The sequence below is a fragment of the Stenotrophomonas sp. HMSC10F06 genome (assembly GCF_001807865.1).
GTDB classification, from domain to species: Bacteria; Pseudomonadota; Gammaproteobacteria; order Xanthomonadales; family Xanthomonadaceae; genus Stenotrophomonas; species Stenotrophomonas bentonitica_A.
On record NZ_KV791257.1, the window covers coordinates 1 to 16,948 of the forward strand.

Here is a 16,948-nt window from a genome sequence, read left to right on the forward strand (position 1 = left end):
GGCGGCATCGCGCGGCCGCAGGGCGGCCTGCAGGGCGTCCCGGTGGCGTTGCTCGCGGCCGCTCAGCACCCAGCCGCGCAGCCCGAGCAGGCCCACGCCGGCGGCGAGGACCAACAACGTGGCGATCCACCAGCCGTTAGTGCTCATGCAGACTCCCGGTGGAAGAAGGGCGGGCGCTCATATCGACTTGGCCAGCCGGTACAGCAGGAAGCCACCGATCAGTTCCAGCCCCAGCGCCCACAGCAGCAGCTTGTGGCCGAGCGGCTCCTGGATGATCGGCTGGAAGAAGTCCGGGCTGGTGATCGCCATCAGCACCGCGCTGATCGGCGGCAGCAGGCCGAGCACCCAGGCCGACATGCGGGTCTCGGAGGTGGTGGCCATCAGCTCCTGCTGCGCCTGGTCCAGGTCGCGCATGAAGTCGGCCATGCGCTGCAGGATCTGGTCGGCGCGGCCGCCGATGCGGACACTCACGCCGAGCACCACCGACAGCACGTTCAGGGCTTCCAGCCGATAGGGCTGGGCGGCCTGTGCCAGGGCGCGGTCCAGGTCCAGGCCGCTGCGGGTATAGGACACGGTGGCGTCGAGCAGGCCCCGCAGCGGCATCGGCATCTGCGCGGCCGAGGTCTGGAAGGCCATCTGCAGGCTGTTGCCGAGGCCGGCCAGGCGCACCAGATTGTCGAGGAAGTCCGGCAGTTGGCGCAGCAGCTTGGTCTGCAGCCGGGTGATCCGCCGTGATACCCAGAACCAGGCTGCCAGCGCACTGAGCACCAGTACGATCGGCGCGGCCCACACCGTGCCAAGCCGCGCACTGGCGATCCAGGCCAGCAGTGCCGCAGCGGCGACGATCAGCAGTGGCACCCGCCAGCCGGTGGGAAGCGCGGCGCGCCGCATCAGCGCGTCCCAGGGCAGGCCGGCCGGGGTGCTGGTGACCGGCATCGGCGGGGGCGGGGCGTCGCTGATGCCGGCCAGGCGCGGGGCGGTGTCCGGTCGCGACAGCCGCTGTTCGGCGTGCTGCAGTGACAGCCGGCGCTGCTCGCGCGCGGCCGCGCCGCCCCACAGCTCTACGGCCAGCGCCACCAGTATCAGCGCCGCACTGCACAGGAGCAGGACGAAGGCCATCCTCAGAAGCCTCCGCCCAGTGCTTCGCGCAGCTGCCGCCGGAACGGTTCGAGCTTGTGCGAATGGGGCTGGAAGCCGAGCCCGACCCAGCGGTCGTACTCCTTGCCGTCGCCATCGATCTGCACCTCGTGGCGGAACATCTCCTGGGTGGCGATCATGTTGTCGGTGACGCCGGTGATTTCCGTGATCGAGACCAGCACGCGACGGCCGCTGCCCAGCCGCGAGATCTGCACGATGAAGTCGATGGCGCTGGCGATCTGCCGGCGCAGGCTGTCTTCGCTGCCCTGGAACCCGGCAAAACCTGCCAGCATCTCGATGCGGTACAGGCAATCGCGCGGCGAGTTGGCGTGGATGGTGGCCATCGAGCCGTCATGGCCGGTGTTCATCGCCTGCAGCATTTCCAGCACTTCGGCGCCACGTACTTCGCCAACCACGATGCGGTCCGGGCGCATGCGCAGGCTGTTGCGGACCAGGTCGCGGATGCTGATCGCGCCGTTGCCGTCCGCACCGCCGATACGGCTTTCCAGACGCACGACATGCGGGTGGTTGAGCGAGAGCTCGGCGGTGTCTTCGACGGTGATCACGCGCTCGTTGGCGGGAATGTAGTTGGCCAGGGCATTGAGCAGCGAGGTCTTGCCCGAGCTGGTGCCGCCGGAGACCAGGATGTTGCAGCGGCCCAGCACCATCGCATGCAGCAGCGCCTGCATCGGCCGATCGAACGTGCCCATGCGCAGCAGCTCGTCCGGGGTGAACGGATCCTTGCGGAACTTCCGGATCGAGACCATCGGCCCATCCACGGCCAACGGCGAGATGATGGCGTTGAGGCGCCCGCCGTTGGGCAGCCGCGCATCCACCATCGGGTTGGATTCATCCAGGCGGCGGCCGAGCGGGGCCAGGATCCGGCGCAGGATGCGCAGCAGATGGCTGTCATCGCTGAAGCGCTGCGGCGCCCGCTTGAGCATGCCGCCCTGGGAGACGTGGATGTCCTTGTAGCCGTTGATCAGGATGTCCTCGATCTCCGGGTCATGCAGCAGATCGTCAAGAGGGCCGAAGCCGGTCAGCTCTTTCACCAGTGCATTGGCGACGATGTCCTTCTCGGCCTCGTTGATCGGAATCCGCCACTCGTGCACGAAGCCGGCGGTCTGCGCGTGCACGTAGCGCGACACGGTGTCCGGTGCCCACGCGTCGATATCGATGCGCTCGTCCTCGATGCTGTTGAGCAGGTGCTCGTGCGCGGCGATCAGCACCTTCTGGTACTGCTCGGTCTGCTCGAACGGCTGCACGCCGTGCTCGGCGTCGGCACCGGGTTCGGCGCGGGCGGTGGTGGACGGAAACGGAGTCACTTTGTCTTCCATGGGGAACCACTCAGGCGAAGGGCGAGGTGTTCCCGCCAGCCCCTGGCCGGCGCGGGGGCCGTCGGATCCAGGTGCGACAACAGCGGGGCAAGGGCACGCACATACGGATCACGCGGCGCGTCCTGCAGCAGCAGGCGGCCATGGCTGGCACTGGAACGCAGTGTGGGCCGATCGGGCAGCACTGCCAACAGGGGCAGTTCGAAGCGTGCCGCGATCTGCGCCGGGCTCAAGCCGCTGGCATCGTCATGGCGGTTGATGATCAGCTGCAGCCGGGCATCGCGCGCGCCCACCTGGGCCAGGTGGCGAAGCATCTGGTCCAGCGAGACCAGGGTGCCGATGGACTGATCGGCGATCACCCAGAGTTCGTCGGCACTGTTGAGCAGGGACAACGGCAATTGGCGCAGCGGCACGCCGCCCAGGTCGCACAGGACGGTGTGGAAGACGCTGCGCAGGCGCTGCATCAACATGCCAGGGTCGGGCAATGCGGTGCCTTCCATGCCGGGTGGCTGGCCGAGCAGGGTGACGCCGGCTGGATGGTGGGCCATCGCGGTGCGCGCCAGCGTGGCATCGATGCGGGCGGCATTGCGCAGCGCATCGTCGAAATGGAAGCTGGGGTCGACGTTGAGGTAGAGCGACAGGTCGCCGGTGGGTTGGCCCAGGTCCAGCAGCAGCGTACCGGCATCGGCCGGTGCGGCATCGCCGGCCGCTGACGGGTTGGACAGCGCGGCCTGGCCGGCGAGGACGCCCAGATGCGCGGCCAGGGTACTGCTGCCCACGCCGGGGCGGACGCCCAGCAGCAGCACCATGCGTACGCGCGCCGGTGGCGCCACCGCAACGCTGCTGCGGCCCTGCGCGGCGAGCGCGGCAGCGCGACGGAGCACTGCTTCCATGTCCTGTGGTGCGCTGTCCAGGTCGAGCAGATCGCGCAGGCCGGCGCGCAACGCGGCGACCACGCCGTCCATGTGATCGGCGTGGGTGGAGCCGATCGCCACCAGCGGCAGCTCCGGGGCCTGGGCTTGCAGCTGCCGGGTCAGGGCCGCGGAGAAGGCGGCGTTCTCGTGCCTGTAGTCCAGCAGCACCACGCAGCCGGTGTCGCGCAGCGGTTCCAGCGCCGAGGCCGGCGCTGCGCTGTCCAGCCACTGCACCGTGCCCAGCGACGGCAACAAGGCCGACAGCAGGGTGGCCAGTTCGCGGTCCGGCGCAAACAGCACGAGCTTCATTGAAGCATCCCGTGGCTGGACCAGCTGCAGGGTGGCGGACATGGCGGGAAGGTTCCTGGCATTGGGCTCAGCGCGAGAATCCGGGCAGTTGGTCCGACGATGCCGGGCTCAACAGCCAGGCGCCCCAGACCGGCAGGTTCGGCGATGCCTCGCGCTGGCCCGGCAGCGGCACCTCGGTGCCCTGGGCCAACGGCTGCACCAGCCGCGGGGTGACGATGATGACCAGCTCCTTTTCTTCCTTCTTGTAATTGAGGGTGCGGAAGAACGACCCGATGATCGGCAGATCGCCGAGCAGGGGCACCTTGTCCACGTTGGAGCTGACGTTGTTGCTGACCAGCCCGCCGATCACGAAGGTTTCCCCGTCACCCAGCTCGACCGTGGTGTCGGCGCGGCGGGTGGTGATCGACGGCACCTGCACATCGTTGTAGGTGATGCCGGCGGCATAGTTCAGGTCGCTCGCTTCCGGCGCCACCTTGAGTGCGATGCGGTTCGGGCCGAGCACGGTGGGGGTGACGGTCAGGCCGATGCCGAACGGCTTGAAGGTGACCGTCGTGGTGCCCAGCCCTTGTGGTTCCAGGATCGGCAGCTCACCGCCGGCAAGGAAGCTGGCGCTCTGTCCGGACAACGCAACCAGGGTCGGTTCGGCCAGGACGCGGGCCATGCCGTTGCTCTGCAGCAGGTCGATGTTGGCGTCCCAGCCATGGGTGAGGGATTTGAACACCAGCCCGAAGGCCGACGACAGCGGGTTGGTGATGATGACGTCGTCGGGGCCCGCCGATTCGCCCGCCGGCAGCACGCCGGGCAGGGTCGCGCCGGGGCGCGTGATGCCGTAATAGAAGCCGTTGTTGCGGTTGAAGTTCTTGTTGCCGAAGCTCATGCCGATCTGGCGCAGCACCGACTTGTTGAACTCGACGATCTTCACCTCGACCTGGACCACGCCACCCGTGGCGATGGTGGAGATATCGGCCAGCTGGCCCTCTTTGCCCACGGCCATCGCCGCGGCCTTGACACTGTTCTGGTGGTCCAGCAACGAAGGACTCAGGCCCTGCAGCAGGCCCTGGCCGTCCTGCACGACCAGCCCGGTGCCACCGCCCTGGGCGGTCAACGCACCCTGCACGGCACTGCGCACCTCCACCTGCAGCCGTTCCGGCTCGCGATTGCCGTTGCGCCACAGCAGCAGCGTCGTGTTGCCGGGTGCCTTGCCGACCAGCAGTGCCTCGCGGCCACGAAGCATCACCACGTCGGCTACGCTGGGGTCGGCGATGGCGACCCGCTCCAGGTTCGCCGGCAACGACCACGGTCGCTGCTCACGCGTCTGCAGGACCAGCTCTGCGTCGGCACTGGCCAGCAACGGGCTGCCGATCAGCACGCCAGCCAGCAGGCAGCGTGGCAGGGCGTGGCAAAGGCGGCGCGCGAGGGTGGGGCGTTCGGTCATGGGCTGTCTCGGCATGGGCTTAACGCGACCCGCTGTGGGAGGAAATGTCGCCACGGATGATTTCAATCCCGCGGTCCGGGCGCGGTGCCGCGCGCCGCGGTGCGCTGCCGGGAACGGGCAGTGCCGCGGTGGAACTGCGCCCGCGTCCGGCCAGGGCGTCGGTGTCGATGCCGGCGTAGGCATCGTTTTCCGGGCGCTGCAGGGCGAGGCGCTCCTCGGCGGACAGCTCGCGGCGCGGGCTGAGCACACGGCCGGGCGTGGGGAACAAGGCCTGGTCCGGCAGCGCGATGTCGGCCGGGTTGCGCAACGCCAGGAACAGCTTCCCCTGTTGGGCGCCGAGCAGCAGCCGGTTCGCCTCGGCGACCGGCACCGCCAGCACCGCGCTGCGTGCCGGTGGCGTGGTTCCATCATTGCGTGATGCGCCGGCCGACGCGTTTGCGCCAGTGATGTCCTGTGCGCGGCTGTCGGCGGGCGCAGGCGCGCTGCCATCGGCGGGCACGCTGGCCACACTCTGCAGGTCATCGGCGCCATAACTGAGCACGCGCAGCCGCGACAACAGCAGCCGTGTCTGCGCGTCACCGTCGTCGCGCAACCCGCCCGACGCGCGCAGGTTGAGGAACACATCGACGAAATCGCCCGGCTGGATGCGATTGCCTGCAGCCACCAGTTCGTCCACCGGCACCGCGAGTGCGCGCTCGCCGGGATTCAGGCGCAGCGAAAAGCCCTGTGCGATCTGCGCGGTCTGGATCTGGGTGCCGGCCGGGATGTCCTGGGTAGGTACCGCGCCGACCAGTGCGTTGATCGAGGTGTAGGCGCCCACCGGGCGTTGCGGATGGCCGGCGATGCGCAGGTCCTCGGCCGTGATCGGTCGCCCGGCCGGCAAGGCGCCGGCCGCCTCGACCACCGGCCAGGTGGCAGGTTGTGCGGGAGCAGTGGCGGTCGCCGGCGTGCCCGGCGGCGCCTCGCTGGCGCGGCGGCTCACGCTGAAGGCGACAATGGCCAGGATCACCGCCAGGCCGATCAACAGGATCGCGGCGATGCGGGTCAACTTGAGCATGCGGTTCTCCGGAGGGTCATCAGTTGCCGCCGAGGTCGAGTTGGGCGACCGCGGTGCTGCGCAGCGCCCTTGGCATTACCCAGCCATACACGCGCCCCGTGCCGGGCAGGAAGGGGTGGGCGCGGTAGTCGTAGCTCACCTCCACGCGGATGCATTGCGCGGCCGGCAGGTCGGCGCAGGGCGCGGGCGTGGAGACGGTGATCGGGGGCGCGCCAGCCGCGGCGCAATCGGGCGTCTGCCTGGCGTACGTGAGCAGCCACTGCATGGAGCGTCGCGCGGCCACGCAGGCGGCGGTACGGCGTTCGGTCTGGGTGGCATGGCGGAACGCAGCACGTGCGCCTTCCGCAGACGCTGCCGACAGCGTCTGCTGCGCGGCCATGATCATCACGCCCGAATAGGTGACCAGCAGCAGCGGCAACAGGCCGAACAGCAGCATGAGCGCGAATTCGAGGGTCGCGATGCCGCGTTGGCGCGTCGGGCGGCCGAGGTGGCCGGCGGCGATGCTCATGCGGCACCTCCGGATGGCTGTTGCAGGACCCACCACATACTGGCGAAGGCCAGGTAGGCCGCATAGGGAATGCCGACCCGGCCCTGGCGCGCCTGCCGCCACTGCGCGATCACCGGCTGCAGGCGGCGCGAGACCGCATTGTCCGTCTCGGGACGCGGACCGGAATGGGACAACGCAGGCGCGATGCGCCGCGCGACGATCACGCATGTGGCATGTGCACCGGCGAGCAGGCTGGCGATGATCCAGATCGGAAGCAATGGCGCCGCGCCGAGCAGCAGGCCGAGCACGGCGAAATACTTCACATCACCGGCACCCATCCAGCCGATGGCATAGAACGGCAGCAGCGACAGCAATCCCAGTACGAAGCCGAGCAGGTGCGTGCCCGGAAATCCGCGGCCGGCCATCCACCACTGCCACGCCAGCGCGACCAGCGCCACGCCCGTGGCCAACAGCAACCCGCGATTGGACACCCGTCGGGCGTACAGGTCATGGATGGCGACCTGTACGCCGAGCAGCAATGCCACCAGGGGAAGGAGTTCCATATGCGTTATGTCCCCCGAATCGGTCGTACGACACACTTGCGTGCCATGCCGTCGCCGCGGGAGAGCCGGGCGACAGCGCAGGCAGTCAACGACAGTCGATCAGGCCGCCGCTGCGGTTGCGTCGTCGACCACTTCACCCAGCTTGGTGAACAGATTCTCGAAGAATCCGGTGATCTGGTCCTTACCTACCGCCACCAGGATGCCCGCGATCACGGCAGCCAGCAGGCCGTACTCGAGCGCGGTCACGCCATCTTCTTCAACGAGGAACTTGCGAACGGATGCATTCATGACGGTTTCTCCATTTCCCAATCAGAGCCCGAACGGGCGGATACAGCCCCTGGTACCGATGGTGTTGCCTGGCTCCGCCAGGACCTCCATCACGACCGCGCGTCCTGCGCGGTGCGGCCCTTGCAGGCCTGCGCTATCGACCGGGCGGAGCCCGGCGACGTCATTGGAGGCGGATCGCGCTGGACAGTGCGGTCATTGCCGCCGAAGCGCGGCATCGGCAATGAGGGCAGTGCGTACGAAGATTGCTGTCCATGGCGTTCCCCTTGTCTTTCAATCGCCGCGACGGTATCGCCGCGCGTCCTGAATACGATGCTCGACGAATCACGTGGGATCCAATACACAAAATCGGCAGGCGCGGTTTCAACTTTAGAAACTTCGCACTGCATGACCGCCGTGCATGAGCCTGATGTAATGGCGACAAAGTGAAGTGCGGGTAGAGATTATGTGAGGTCGGCGTGATGTCAATTATTTGACAGTATGCGAGCGCGCTTGAACGTTGGGTTTCAACGGATCCGGACACATTTGTGACGGCGATTATGATTCTGTTTACCTGGCGTCCAGTTCGGGCATACTTGCCAAAAATGCGCATCGAAAGCTTCGCCGACAATCGCTGCCGCATCGGCTGAATGATTTAGCTGCGATCAGTGAACGATTTAGCTGCAGTCACGAACGATGGGTTGGGCGGGCTGGCGGGCATCGCCACGGCGGGTTGGCCGTAACAGAATGCGCAGCAGCAAACGCAGGAGTGCGCACCCGGTGGCCATGCGGCGCAGGCACCGGGTAACCAGGCCAAAGGGGGCATCACTGTCATGGTAGATGGTGTGGTGGAAGACCAGATCGACAGCGGGCTGCGGGCATTCGACCTGGCCTCGCTCAGCGGTGTGCTGCGCGTGTGCGATCTGGAGATGGTGCTGCTCGATGGCAACGGCCCGCGTGCTGCGATCGAATCGCAGGTGCACGACGAGGCATTGTTCTGCACCGCGGTGAGCGGGTTTCATTTCCGCGGTCGTTTCATGCTGCCCCAGGACTGGTGCCTGCTCGGCTTGATCCACGCCACCGATGAGAACGTCAGCTGGTGCCATGGCATGCCGCTGGCCGCCGGGATGGCGTTGACCGTGCTGCCGGAGGGCATCAGCGAGTTCACGCTCAGCGCCGGCACCCACCTGACGTTGCTGCTCGCGCCGATGCAGCGCGTGCAGCGCAAGCTGACCGAGCTGAGCCTGCGCAGCACCTTGCCCTCGGGCCAGGCCCTTTCCCTGTTCCAGGCCGGCGCGGGCAGCAACGCAGCGCGACTGGTGCAACGCTACGGTGAGGTCCAGCAAACACTTCTTGGACAGGGCGGGGCGCTGCCGGCCGACGCCGTGGACACCTTGCTGCACGACCATATCCAGGCGCTGTTGGGCGCCGGCAGCGATGACCATCCCACCTGCAGCCGGGGCCGGCGCACGCATTATCTGATCGCCCAGCGCGCCGAGAATTTCATGCGGCTCAATCTGCGTCGTTATATCTATATGAATGAAATCTGTGACGCGGCCGGGGTCAGCGAGCGCGCGTTGCGGTATGCCTTCGAAGACCTGTTCGGTACTTCGCCCAACCGTTATCTCTCGATGCTGCGCCTGTGCGCGGCCTGCCGCGGCCTGTCGATGGCCGATGCCAGCCGCAAGTCGGTCAAGGCGATCGCATTGAGTTGCGGGCTATGGGATCTGTCGCGGTTTGCCGATAATTATCGCCGGGTATTCGGCGAGCTCCCCCGCGATACGCTGATGCGCGCACCGGCGCAGATGGGCAGTCCGGCCTGACCGGAAACGCGATCCGTCCGTCTGCCCTGCACATATTCGGCAAGCTGCCGAAATTGTCCATGCCGCTGCCGGTTTTCCCCGTCTTCTTGCCGGAACGCACGCTTGCGCTGCCGGAATGAAGTGCTCGCGGTTTGACCCCTCGACTGTAATGACATCCACGTGCCGTCAGGCACCGGTGATGTTCAACGCGTCCGTACACGGGGGAATACCTGATGAACCGTATCTTTCGATTGGTGTGGAGCCACCGGCTGAATGCCCTGGTGGTTGTGTCCGAAATCGCCACTGCGCGCGGCAGCCTGGCCGCCGGACCGGTGGTGGTGCACCTGAAGGTGCCGATGTCGGTGCTCTCGCTGGGTCTGTCGCTGGCGCTGTGCACGGGCAGTGCATGGGCAGGCGAGAACCAGACACTCACCGACCTGCAGGCACTGGCTGCCAAGTACACCGCGCCGTTGCCGGTGAAGCTCGATGCAGAAGTGGCGCTGGCGGCGGCCGCGCGTGATCGTGGCACCACGCCACTGTTGAGCGTGGATGCCAACGTCAACCTCAACCTGGGTGCACAGGCAGCCCACGGTCGGCCGGCACTGCAGGTGCAGACCGCCGCGCAGTTGAGCGCGGAGCTGCCCCGGCGCGTCGCCGCACCAACCGCACAGGTGGCGGTGTTGGCCGACCTGGGTCTTGCAGGCGGCACCGGCAACGGAGCAGCACTGAATGCACACGCCGCCGTCGACGCCGTGGCCACGCTGGTACCGTCGGCAGCAGCGGTGCAGGCCCCGGTCAAGGCGGATGCGCGACTGGCTGCCACCGCCGATGGCAGGTTGGCCGTGAGGGCCGATGCGAACGCGACAGCGAACGTGGCCGTTGCGGCTGCGCCGGCCCCGCTCAAGGCGGCGCTGGAAACCAAGGTCGATGCGGCTGCCGAGGCGCGCCTTGCGGCCGCCGAGGTGCAGGCCAAGGCGGCATTGATCGCCGAGGCCACGGTCACGCCTGATGCCCCGGACGCGGTCCAGGTGTCGCTGGCCAGCAATGTCGCCGGTGGTGTGCGCGTGGATGCACTGGGCCACGTGGTCGATGCGGCCGACCGCAATCCCAAGCTCGTCGATGCCGGCGTCAGCGCCGTGCAGACCAGCTCGATGGCGCTGGCGCCGAACGGATTGGGCAACGCGCTCGGTGGGTTGTTGAACGGTGTGGGCGGTGCGGTCGGCGGCCTGCTCGATGGCGTCGGCACGACGGTGGGTGCGATCACGACTCCCGTGCTCGGCGCGGTTGGCGCGGTCACCACGCCGATACTGGGTACCGTGTTCCCGGCACCGACGGCGCTTCCGCCGGGCAGCCCGAAGGGACCGGCGCCGGCCGATCCGAACGCCGGGCTGATCATCGGTACCGGTGGCCTGGTCGGCTCGCTCTCGCAGCTGGTCGGACCCACCGCGCAGGGGTTGCTGGGCGGCGACGGCTACGTGCGCAATGGCAACCTGGCAGTCAGCAGCGCCAACGTGATGCAGACCTACTCGGTCACCAACGTGCTGGGCCTGCCGGTGGTCAACCTGAGCCCGGTCGGCACGCTGCTCGATGGACTGGGAAACGCCAGCACCGGTGGCAGCTCGCACCTGACCCTGATCGGCGGCGTCACTTCCGACAGCTACATCTACAACATCAACAACGGCGATCCCAACGGCCTGCTCGGCCTGGTGTTGCCGGACGGGTCGCCGGCATGGTCGAACAAGTGCCTCAACCTGCTGGTGGCCAGCGTGGACTGCTGGGCGGTCAATGCCGCGCAGGATTACCAGGTGCTGGTCGGCGATGGGGCGTTTGCCAACGGCTCCAAGGAAGTGGTGATCGGCGCCAACGCACGTCATGAGCTGCCGCGGCAGGACGCCAGCATCGCGTTCCCCGGCGCCGGGCTCAACGATCCGACCGACCCCACCGGCGTCCCGACCGCCGACTACGCCGCGCGCATGGGCCATTCCGTGGTCGTCGGCGATAGTGCGACGGGCACCGCCAACGGCCAGACCATCCTCGGTGCGGAAGCCACCTCCAACCAGGCCAACAGCGTGGCGCTGGGGTACCGATCGGCCGCCAACCGCGGCGCGCAGGCCGGCTACAGTGCTTACGGGTTGAACGGGCAGCAGGTGTCGGCCGGTGAAGTTTCGGTCGGCTTCGCCGGTGGTGAGCGTCAGATCAGCAACGTGGCTGCCGGCAGCGCCGCCACCGACGCGGTCAACGTGGCCCAGCTGCAGGGCGCGATCTCGCAGATCGATGCGGTCGGCACGCTCGCGGTGACCTATGACGACGATGGCGCGGGCGGCGCCGACTTCCGCCGGGTCACCCTCGGCGGCGGCACCGGCACCACCACGATCGCCAACCTCGCCAACGGCGCGGTCAACGCAACCAGCACCGAGGCCATCAACGGCGCCCAGCTGTTCGACACCAACAGTGCGATTGTCGACTACTTCGGCGGCGTCACTGCCTACGATCCGGTCACCGGCGCGTGGACCGCACCGAGCTTCCAGATCTCCACGATCTCCACCGGCGGGGCAGTCGCGCAGGGGGTGTACGACAACGCCAGCGATGCCTTCTCCGCGGTGGATGGTTCGCTGGTCAACCTCAACACGCAGATCACCGATATCCGCAACGGTGTTGGCAGCCGCTATCTGAAGATCAACTCGACCGGGGCAGAAGCCGCCGCCGCGGGCCTGGACAGCATCGCGGTCGGCACGGGTGCCTCGGCCACGGCCGCCAACAGCGTCGCGGTGGGTGCCGGTGCACTGGCCGACCGCGAGAACACGGTGTCCGTCGGTGCGGTCGGTGCAGAACGCCAGGTGGCGAACGTGGCCGCGGGCACCGAGGCCACCGATGCAGTCAACCTGGGCCAGCTGGAGGCGTCCGAACAGGGCGCGCTGCGCTACGACCTCAATCCCGATGGCAGCGTGAACTACGCCAGTGCCACACTGGGCAACGGTGGCGGTGCTACCACGCTCAGCAACCTGGCCGCTGGCAGTGTCACCGCCAGCAGCAGCGAAGCGATCAACGGCGCGCAGCTGTTCGCTGCCAACCAGGCCGTGGCCACCCACCTCGGTGGCGGCGCTGCGCTGGATGCCAACGGCATGGTCACCGCGCCGAGCTACACCATCAACAACGTGGCCAGCGATGGCCATGTCACCGCGGGCACCTATGACAACGTCGGCAGCGCCTTCGATGCGGTCAGCACCTCGCTGGCCAACGTCGCCGACCAGACCGACACCGTGGACCGCCTGGCCGTGAAGTACGACGCCGATGCCAATGGCAACGCGACCAACACCATCACCCTGGCCGGCGATGCCAGCGGCGCGGCGGTGGCACTGACCAACCTGGCCGCCGGACGTGTGCTGGCCGGCAGCCTGGATGCGGTCAACGGCAACCAGCTGTTCCAGACCAACGCTGCCCTGGTCGGGTATTTCGGCGGCACCACCAACTTCGATGGCAACACCGGCATCTGGACCGCGCCGACCTTCCGCATCTCCTCGATCGCCACCGATGGCAGCGTCATCGCCAACGACTACAGCGACGTCACCGTGGCCTTCTCGGCGGTGGATACCTCGCTGACCAACCTCAATACCCGCATCGACCAGATCCAGCCGGGCGGCAACAGCCAGTACGTGCAGGTCAACTCGACCAAGGGCGCGGCCACCGCGGGCGGTGCCGACAGCATCGCGATCGGGCCGCTGGCGAGTGCGGCGGGCAGCGGCAGCGCGGCGATCGGCGATGGCGCCAGCGCCAGCGCGGACAACAGCGTCGCCCTCGGCGCCGGCTCGGTGGCCAGTGTGGGCGCACAGGCCGGGTACACCGGTGCCTACGGCCAGGCCGGTGCCAGCAACTCGGTGGGCGAGGTGGCCGTCGGCAGCACCGGTGCCGAGCGCAAGGTCACCCACGTGGCCGATGGGTCGGAGCGCTATGACGCGGTCAATGTCGGCCAGCTGCAGAACGGCGTGAACTACGCGATCACCGAGTCCAAGGCCTACACCGACACGCAGATCAACAACATCAACAACGGCACCTCCGGGATGTTCCAGGTCAACAACACGCAGAACCTCGCCGCGCCGGCCGCGACCGGCGACAACGCGGTGGCCGGCGGTGCCGGGGCTGCCGCCGCGGGCAACAACGCCACGGCGCTGGGCAACGGAGCCAGCGCACAGGGCAGCAACAGCGTCGCGCTGGGCGCCGGTTCGGTGGCCAATCGGGCCAACACGGTCTCGGTAGGCAGCAGTGGTGCGGAGCGGCAGATCGCCAACGTGGCTGATGGCAGCGACGTCACCGACGCGGTCAACGTCCGCCAGCTGCAGGCCTCCCAGCAGGGCACGATCCGTTACGACACCAACGTCAACGGCACCACCAACCTCAACAGCGTGACCCTGGGCAGCACGGCTACCGGGCCGACCACGGTGCGCAACGTCGCCCCGGGTACCGCCGGGACCGATGCCGTCAACGTGGACCAGCTGCGCAGCGGCATGGCCCAGACCCTGGACTGGTCCAAGGCCTACACCGACGAGCGCATGGACTCGTTCGACCGCAACCTGCAGAAGACCGACAACCGTGCCTCGGCCGGTGTCGCCTCGGCGATGGCGGTGGCCGCCCTGCCGCAGCCCTATGAGGCCGGCCGCAGCATGGCCTCGCTCGCCGCCGGCAGCTTCAACGGTGAATCCGGCGTGGCGGTGGGCATCTCGGGGGTCTCCGAAGGCGGGCGCTGGATCTACAAGTTCAGCGGTTCGACCAACAGCCGCGGCGATGGTGGTGTCGCGGTAGGTGCCGGCATCCAGTGGTGACCGCCTCCGGTGCCGGCGCGCTGCCGGCACCGGACCTGCGGTCCGCATTCAACGCATACAGGGGGAACACCATGTCCATGCAGTCCACATCCACCACCCAGGTGCCGCTGTTGCGGTCACTGGGCCTGAGCCTGGCGGCGCTGCTGCTGGGCGCCTGCGCCAGCCACGGCGAACAACGCACCACACCGTCCACCGCGACCGCCGACACCGCCGACACCGATGCGGCGAACTTCCCGGATCCCCGCAAAGCCACGTTGAAGGAGGGCCTGTTCGTGGATGTCGACACTCTGCGCCTGTTCGCCCGTGGCATGAGCAAGCGCCAACTGTACGCCCTGCTGGGCACCCCGCATTTCGGCGAGGGCATGTGGGGCGTGCGCGAATGGAACTACCTGTTCAACTTCCGCAGCAGCCCGGGCGGGGACTATTTCACCTGCCAGTTCAAGGTCGACTTCGATGGAAAGGGGATCGCCCAGGCGGCGCACTGGAAGCCGCAGGCCTGTGCGGCCGTGCTTGATCCGCCGCGCCCCCCGACGCCCCCCGCACCCGCGCCGATGCCGAGCGAGCCGCTGCGGCTGGCAGCCGACGCGATGTTTGCCTTCGACAGCGCCGTGCTCACCCCCGAGGGGCGCCGGAACGTGGACGCCCTGCTGCATCAGGTCCGGGATGCCAGCCGGGTGCAGACCATCCAGGTGATCGGCTACACCGACCGGATCGGCAGCGACCGCTACAACCTGGTGCTGTCGCAACGGCGTGCCGAGGCCGTGCGCGACGCGCTGGTGGCCGGCGGCGTACCGGCGGCGGCCATCGTCGCCGAAGGGCGGGGCAAGGCCGACCCGCTGGTGCAGTGCGATCAGGCGCAGCGCAACGCGCTGATCGTCTGCCTGGCGCCGAACCGACGCGTCGAACTGTCCGGCAAGGCACTGCCGCGCTGAGCGCCGGCGGACCGCGTCCTCTTTCCCCGTGTGCATACCCGGCCGGCGCACGCATGCGCCGGCGAGGGACCGTCTTGACCTGGCGCGTCGTCCGCACAGCGTGATGTCTCCCCCGTCATCGTCCTGAAGACGGCGCGCCAGGTCATCTTCCTCCCGCTCCGGGGCGGCTGCAGGCGATCTGCAGCCGCCTTTTCCGGCTACGGCATCAGGACCTTATCGATCACATGGATCACGCCGTTGCTCTGCTTCACATCGGCAATGGTCACCTGCGCGACCTGGCCCTTGCTGTCCGTCAGGGTGATGCCCTTGCCGGCGACACGGGCGGTCAGCGCTTCACCTTCCACCGTCGTCAGGCTCGCCTTGCCACCGCCCTGCTTGATCTTGGCCATCAGATCGGTGCTGGTGACCGCGCCGGGGACGACGTGGTAGGTCAGGATCCTGGTCAGGTCGGCCTTCTTTTCCGGCTTCAGCAGTCCCTCCACGGTGCCCTTGGGCAGCGCGGAGAAGGCCGCATTGGTCGGCGCGAACACGGTGAACGGGCCGGGGCCCTTCAGCGTATCGACCAAGCCAGCCGCTTTGACCGCCGCGACCAGCGTGGTGTGATCCTTGGAATTGACGGCGTTGTCGATGATGTCCTTGTTGGCATACATCGCCGCGCCGCCCACCTTCGGATTGCTGTGCTGCGCACCCATCATGGGGGCAGGGGCCTGCGCGAAGACGAGCGGGGAAGCGGCGGCGGCGAGACAGCCGATCAGTACAAGGCCTGCGAACTGGATCTTCATGACCAAACTCCCAAATGGATGCGCCGGTATGACGCACCCTTAGCTACGGCGGGAGTGGCGGGGCGGATGCACGCGGAGCACACTATTTTTCAACTGTCAGGCGCAGGTGAGGATGGTGTCTGCACGGTGCGATGGCGGCGCCCGGGTGCGAGGTTCAGCGGCCCTGTTCGCTACTGCGGATCTGATGACGTAGTTCACGCCATCGGAAACAATCTGGACTTGTGCCATGCGCTGCGCCTTCGGGGGAGATCGGCGCAGGATGGCACGGGTCGGCGGGTCACGCACGGCCGTGCGCTAGAGGACCCCGGGAATCGGGATGGCCAGCGCTGTTTTCTCCGCCTCGCAGTTGCTGGGCTGCACACTGTTGCTGCGCAGCGACTGGATCTCCGCCCGCGCCAGCGTCATGTCGCGGTTGAAATCAGCATTGGCATGCAGGGCCGCCACCGCGCCGGCAGCGACCGCACGCCCTTCGAGCACGTCGCTCTGCCAGTGCGCGTTGCAGATCAGGCGGTTTTCACCGAACGCGCGGCCACGTGCGAGCAGGGCGTCGGCGCGGTCCGGGCTCAGCTCGGTCAGCAGCAGGGCCCAGCTCCAGCTGATGGCGGTATGCCCGGACGGATAGGAGCCGTCGTTCCGCAGGGAGGCCTCATCGGCGGGCGCACAGGTGCCTTCCTTGTAGAACACGAAGGGGCGTGTGCGCTTGTAATGGTCCTTGGCGGCGTAGGTGGCCAGCCCGGCATCGACCAGCGTGCGCTGCAGCAGCAGGTACAGCGCCGGCGATGTCTGCTGGCTGATCGGCACCCCGAGCGCGCAAGAGAACGTGTTGGCCACCTGCGGGAAGTGCAGGTCCGAATCCGTGGTCGCCAGCGCGTACCGGGGCGTGCCTCGCAGCTGCTGCGCCGCCCGATGGACGGCCTGATCGTTGGCGAATGCCGCCGAGCCCTTGGCCGGGGGCGCCGGCAACAGGGCCAGACTGTCCGGCAGTGCGCGCCCGAGGTAGCCGGCCGGAATGCCGGGGCGCAGCTCCGGCACCGGGGCGGGGGCAGGCACGGCGGCGGGTGCAGCGGTCGGCGGTGCCGCGGTCGACCGGGGCGGAGACGACGTGCACGCCGTCA

The 16,948-nt window shown here is 68.1% G+C and carries 12 protein-coding genes and 1 pseudogene; 3 read left to right on the top strand and 10 right to left on the bottom strand.

Annotation, left to right across the window (positions count from 1 at the left end; translation table 11 throughout):
* Positions 1-177: 177 nt before the first annotated feature.
* The 8 genes from HMPREF3113_RS03085 to HMPREF3113_RS03120 form a co-directional block, all read right to left on the bottom strand.
* Positions 178-1,119 (bottom strand): type II secretion system F family protein, encoded by a 942-nt coding sequence (locus tag HMPREF3113_RS03085; protein WP_070470705.1) that lies wholly within the window; start codon positions 1,117-1,119, stop codon positions 178-180.
* 2 nt (positions 1,120-1,121) lie between these two features.
* Complete coding sequence (locus HMPREF3113_RS03090) at positions 1,122-2,474, bottom strand: TadA family conjugal transfer-associated ATPase (protein WP_070425289.1); 1,353 nt, start codon at positions 2,472-2,474, stop codon at positions 1,122-1,124.
* Complete coding sequence (locus HMPREF3113_RS03095; RefSeq protein WP_254665229.1) at positions 2,459-3,736, bottom strand: CpaE/TadZ family protein; 1,278 nt, start codon at positions 3,734-3,736, stop codon at positions 2,459-2,461. Before HMPREF3113_RS03095 ends, HMPREF3113_RS03090 begins: the two co-directional genes overlap by 16 nt.
* Before the next feature lie 25 nt (positions 3,737-3,761).
* Positions 3,762-5,129: a type II and III secretion system protein family protein gene (locus tag HMPREF3113_RS03100; RefSeq protein ID WP_070470706.1), complete on the bottom strand. Its 1,368-nt coding sequence runs from the start codon at positions 5,127-5,129 to the stop codon at positions 3,762-3,764.
* Between the two features lie 19 nt (positions 5,130-5,148).
* Positions 5,149-6,186 carry a Flp pilus assembly protein CpaB gene (gene cpaB, locus HMPREF3113_RS03105; protein WP_046273549.1) on the bottom strand — a complete coding sequence of 346 codons (1,038 nt, stop codon included), beginning with the start codon at positions 6,184-6,186 and terminating at the stop codon, positions 5,149-5,151.
* A gap of 19 nt (positions 6,187-6,205) precedes the next feature.
* Positions 6,206-6,694, bottom strand: coding sequence for a pilus assembly protein TadE (locus HMPREF3113_RS03110; protein ID WP_070470707.1), 489 nt, complete (start codon positions 6,692-6,694; stop codon positions 6,206-6,208).
* The gene (locus HMPREF3113_RS03115) at positions 6,691-7,236 is read right to left on the bottom strand and encodes an A24 family peptidase (RefSeq protein ID WP_019184694.1); all 546 of its coding nucleotides are present in this window, start codon (positions 7,234-7,236) and stop codon (positions 6,691-6,693) included. Before HMPREF3113_RS03115 ends, HMPREF3113_RS03110 begins: the two co-directional genes overlap by 4 nt.
* Before the next feature lie 99 nt (positions 7,237-7,335).
* Positions 7,336-7,524 (bottom strand): Flp family type IVb pilin, encoded by a 189-nt coding sequence (locus tag HMPREF3113_RS03120; RefSeq protein WP_019184693.1) that lies wholly within the window; start codon positions 7,522-7,524, stop codon positions 7,336-7,338.
* A gap of 809 nt (positions 7,525-8,333) precedes the next feature.
* On the opposite strand from HMPREF3113_RS03120, the gene HMPREF3113_RS03125 reads away from it, so the two are divergent.
* From HMPREF3113_RS03125 to HMPREF3113_RS03135, 3 genes are all read left to right on the top strand, one after another.
* A complete protein-coding gene (locus HMPREF3113_RS03125) occupies positions 8,334-9,323 on the top strand; it encodes a helix-turn-helix domain-containing protein (protein WP_070470709.1) in 990 nt (329 codons plus the stop codon).
* A 212-nt stretch (positions 9,324-9,535) separates the two neighbouring features.
* The gene (locus tag HMPREF3113_RS03130) at positions 9,536-14,119 is read left to right on the top strand and encodes a YadA-like family protein (protein ID WP_070470710.1); all 4,584 of its coding nucleotides are present in this window, start codon (positions 9,536-9,538) and stop codon (positions 14,117-14,119) included.
* A gap of 77 nt (positions 14,120-14,196) precedes the next feature.
* The gene (locus tag HMPREF3113_RS03135; RefSeq protein WP_070470757.1) at positions 14,197-15,051 is read left to right on the top strand and encodes an OmpA family protein; all 855 of its coding nucleotides are present in this window, start codon (positions 14,197-14,199) and stop codon (positions 15,049-15,051) included.
* A gap of 197 nt (positions 15,052-15,248) precedes the next feature.
* Here the strand turns inward: HMPREF3113_RS03135 and HMPREF3113_RS03140 are convergent.
* Together HMPREF3113_RS03140 and HMPREF3113_RS03145 are read right to left on the bottom strand one after the other, a co-directional pair.
* Positions 15,249-15,728: pseudogene (locus tag HMPREF3113_RS03140) on the bottom strand (fasciclin domain-containing protein); the annotation flags it as partial.
* Positions 15,729-16,127: 399 nt separating this feature from the next.
* Positions 16,128-16,883 (bottom strand): acid phosphatase, encoded by a 756-nt coding sequence (locus tag HMPREF3113_RS03145; protein WP_254665230.1) that lies wholly within the window; start codon positions 16,881-16,883, stop codon positions 16,128-16,130.
* Between the last annotated feature and the right edge of the window lie 65 nt (positions 16,884-16,948).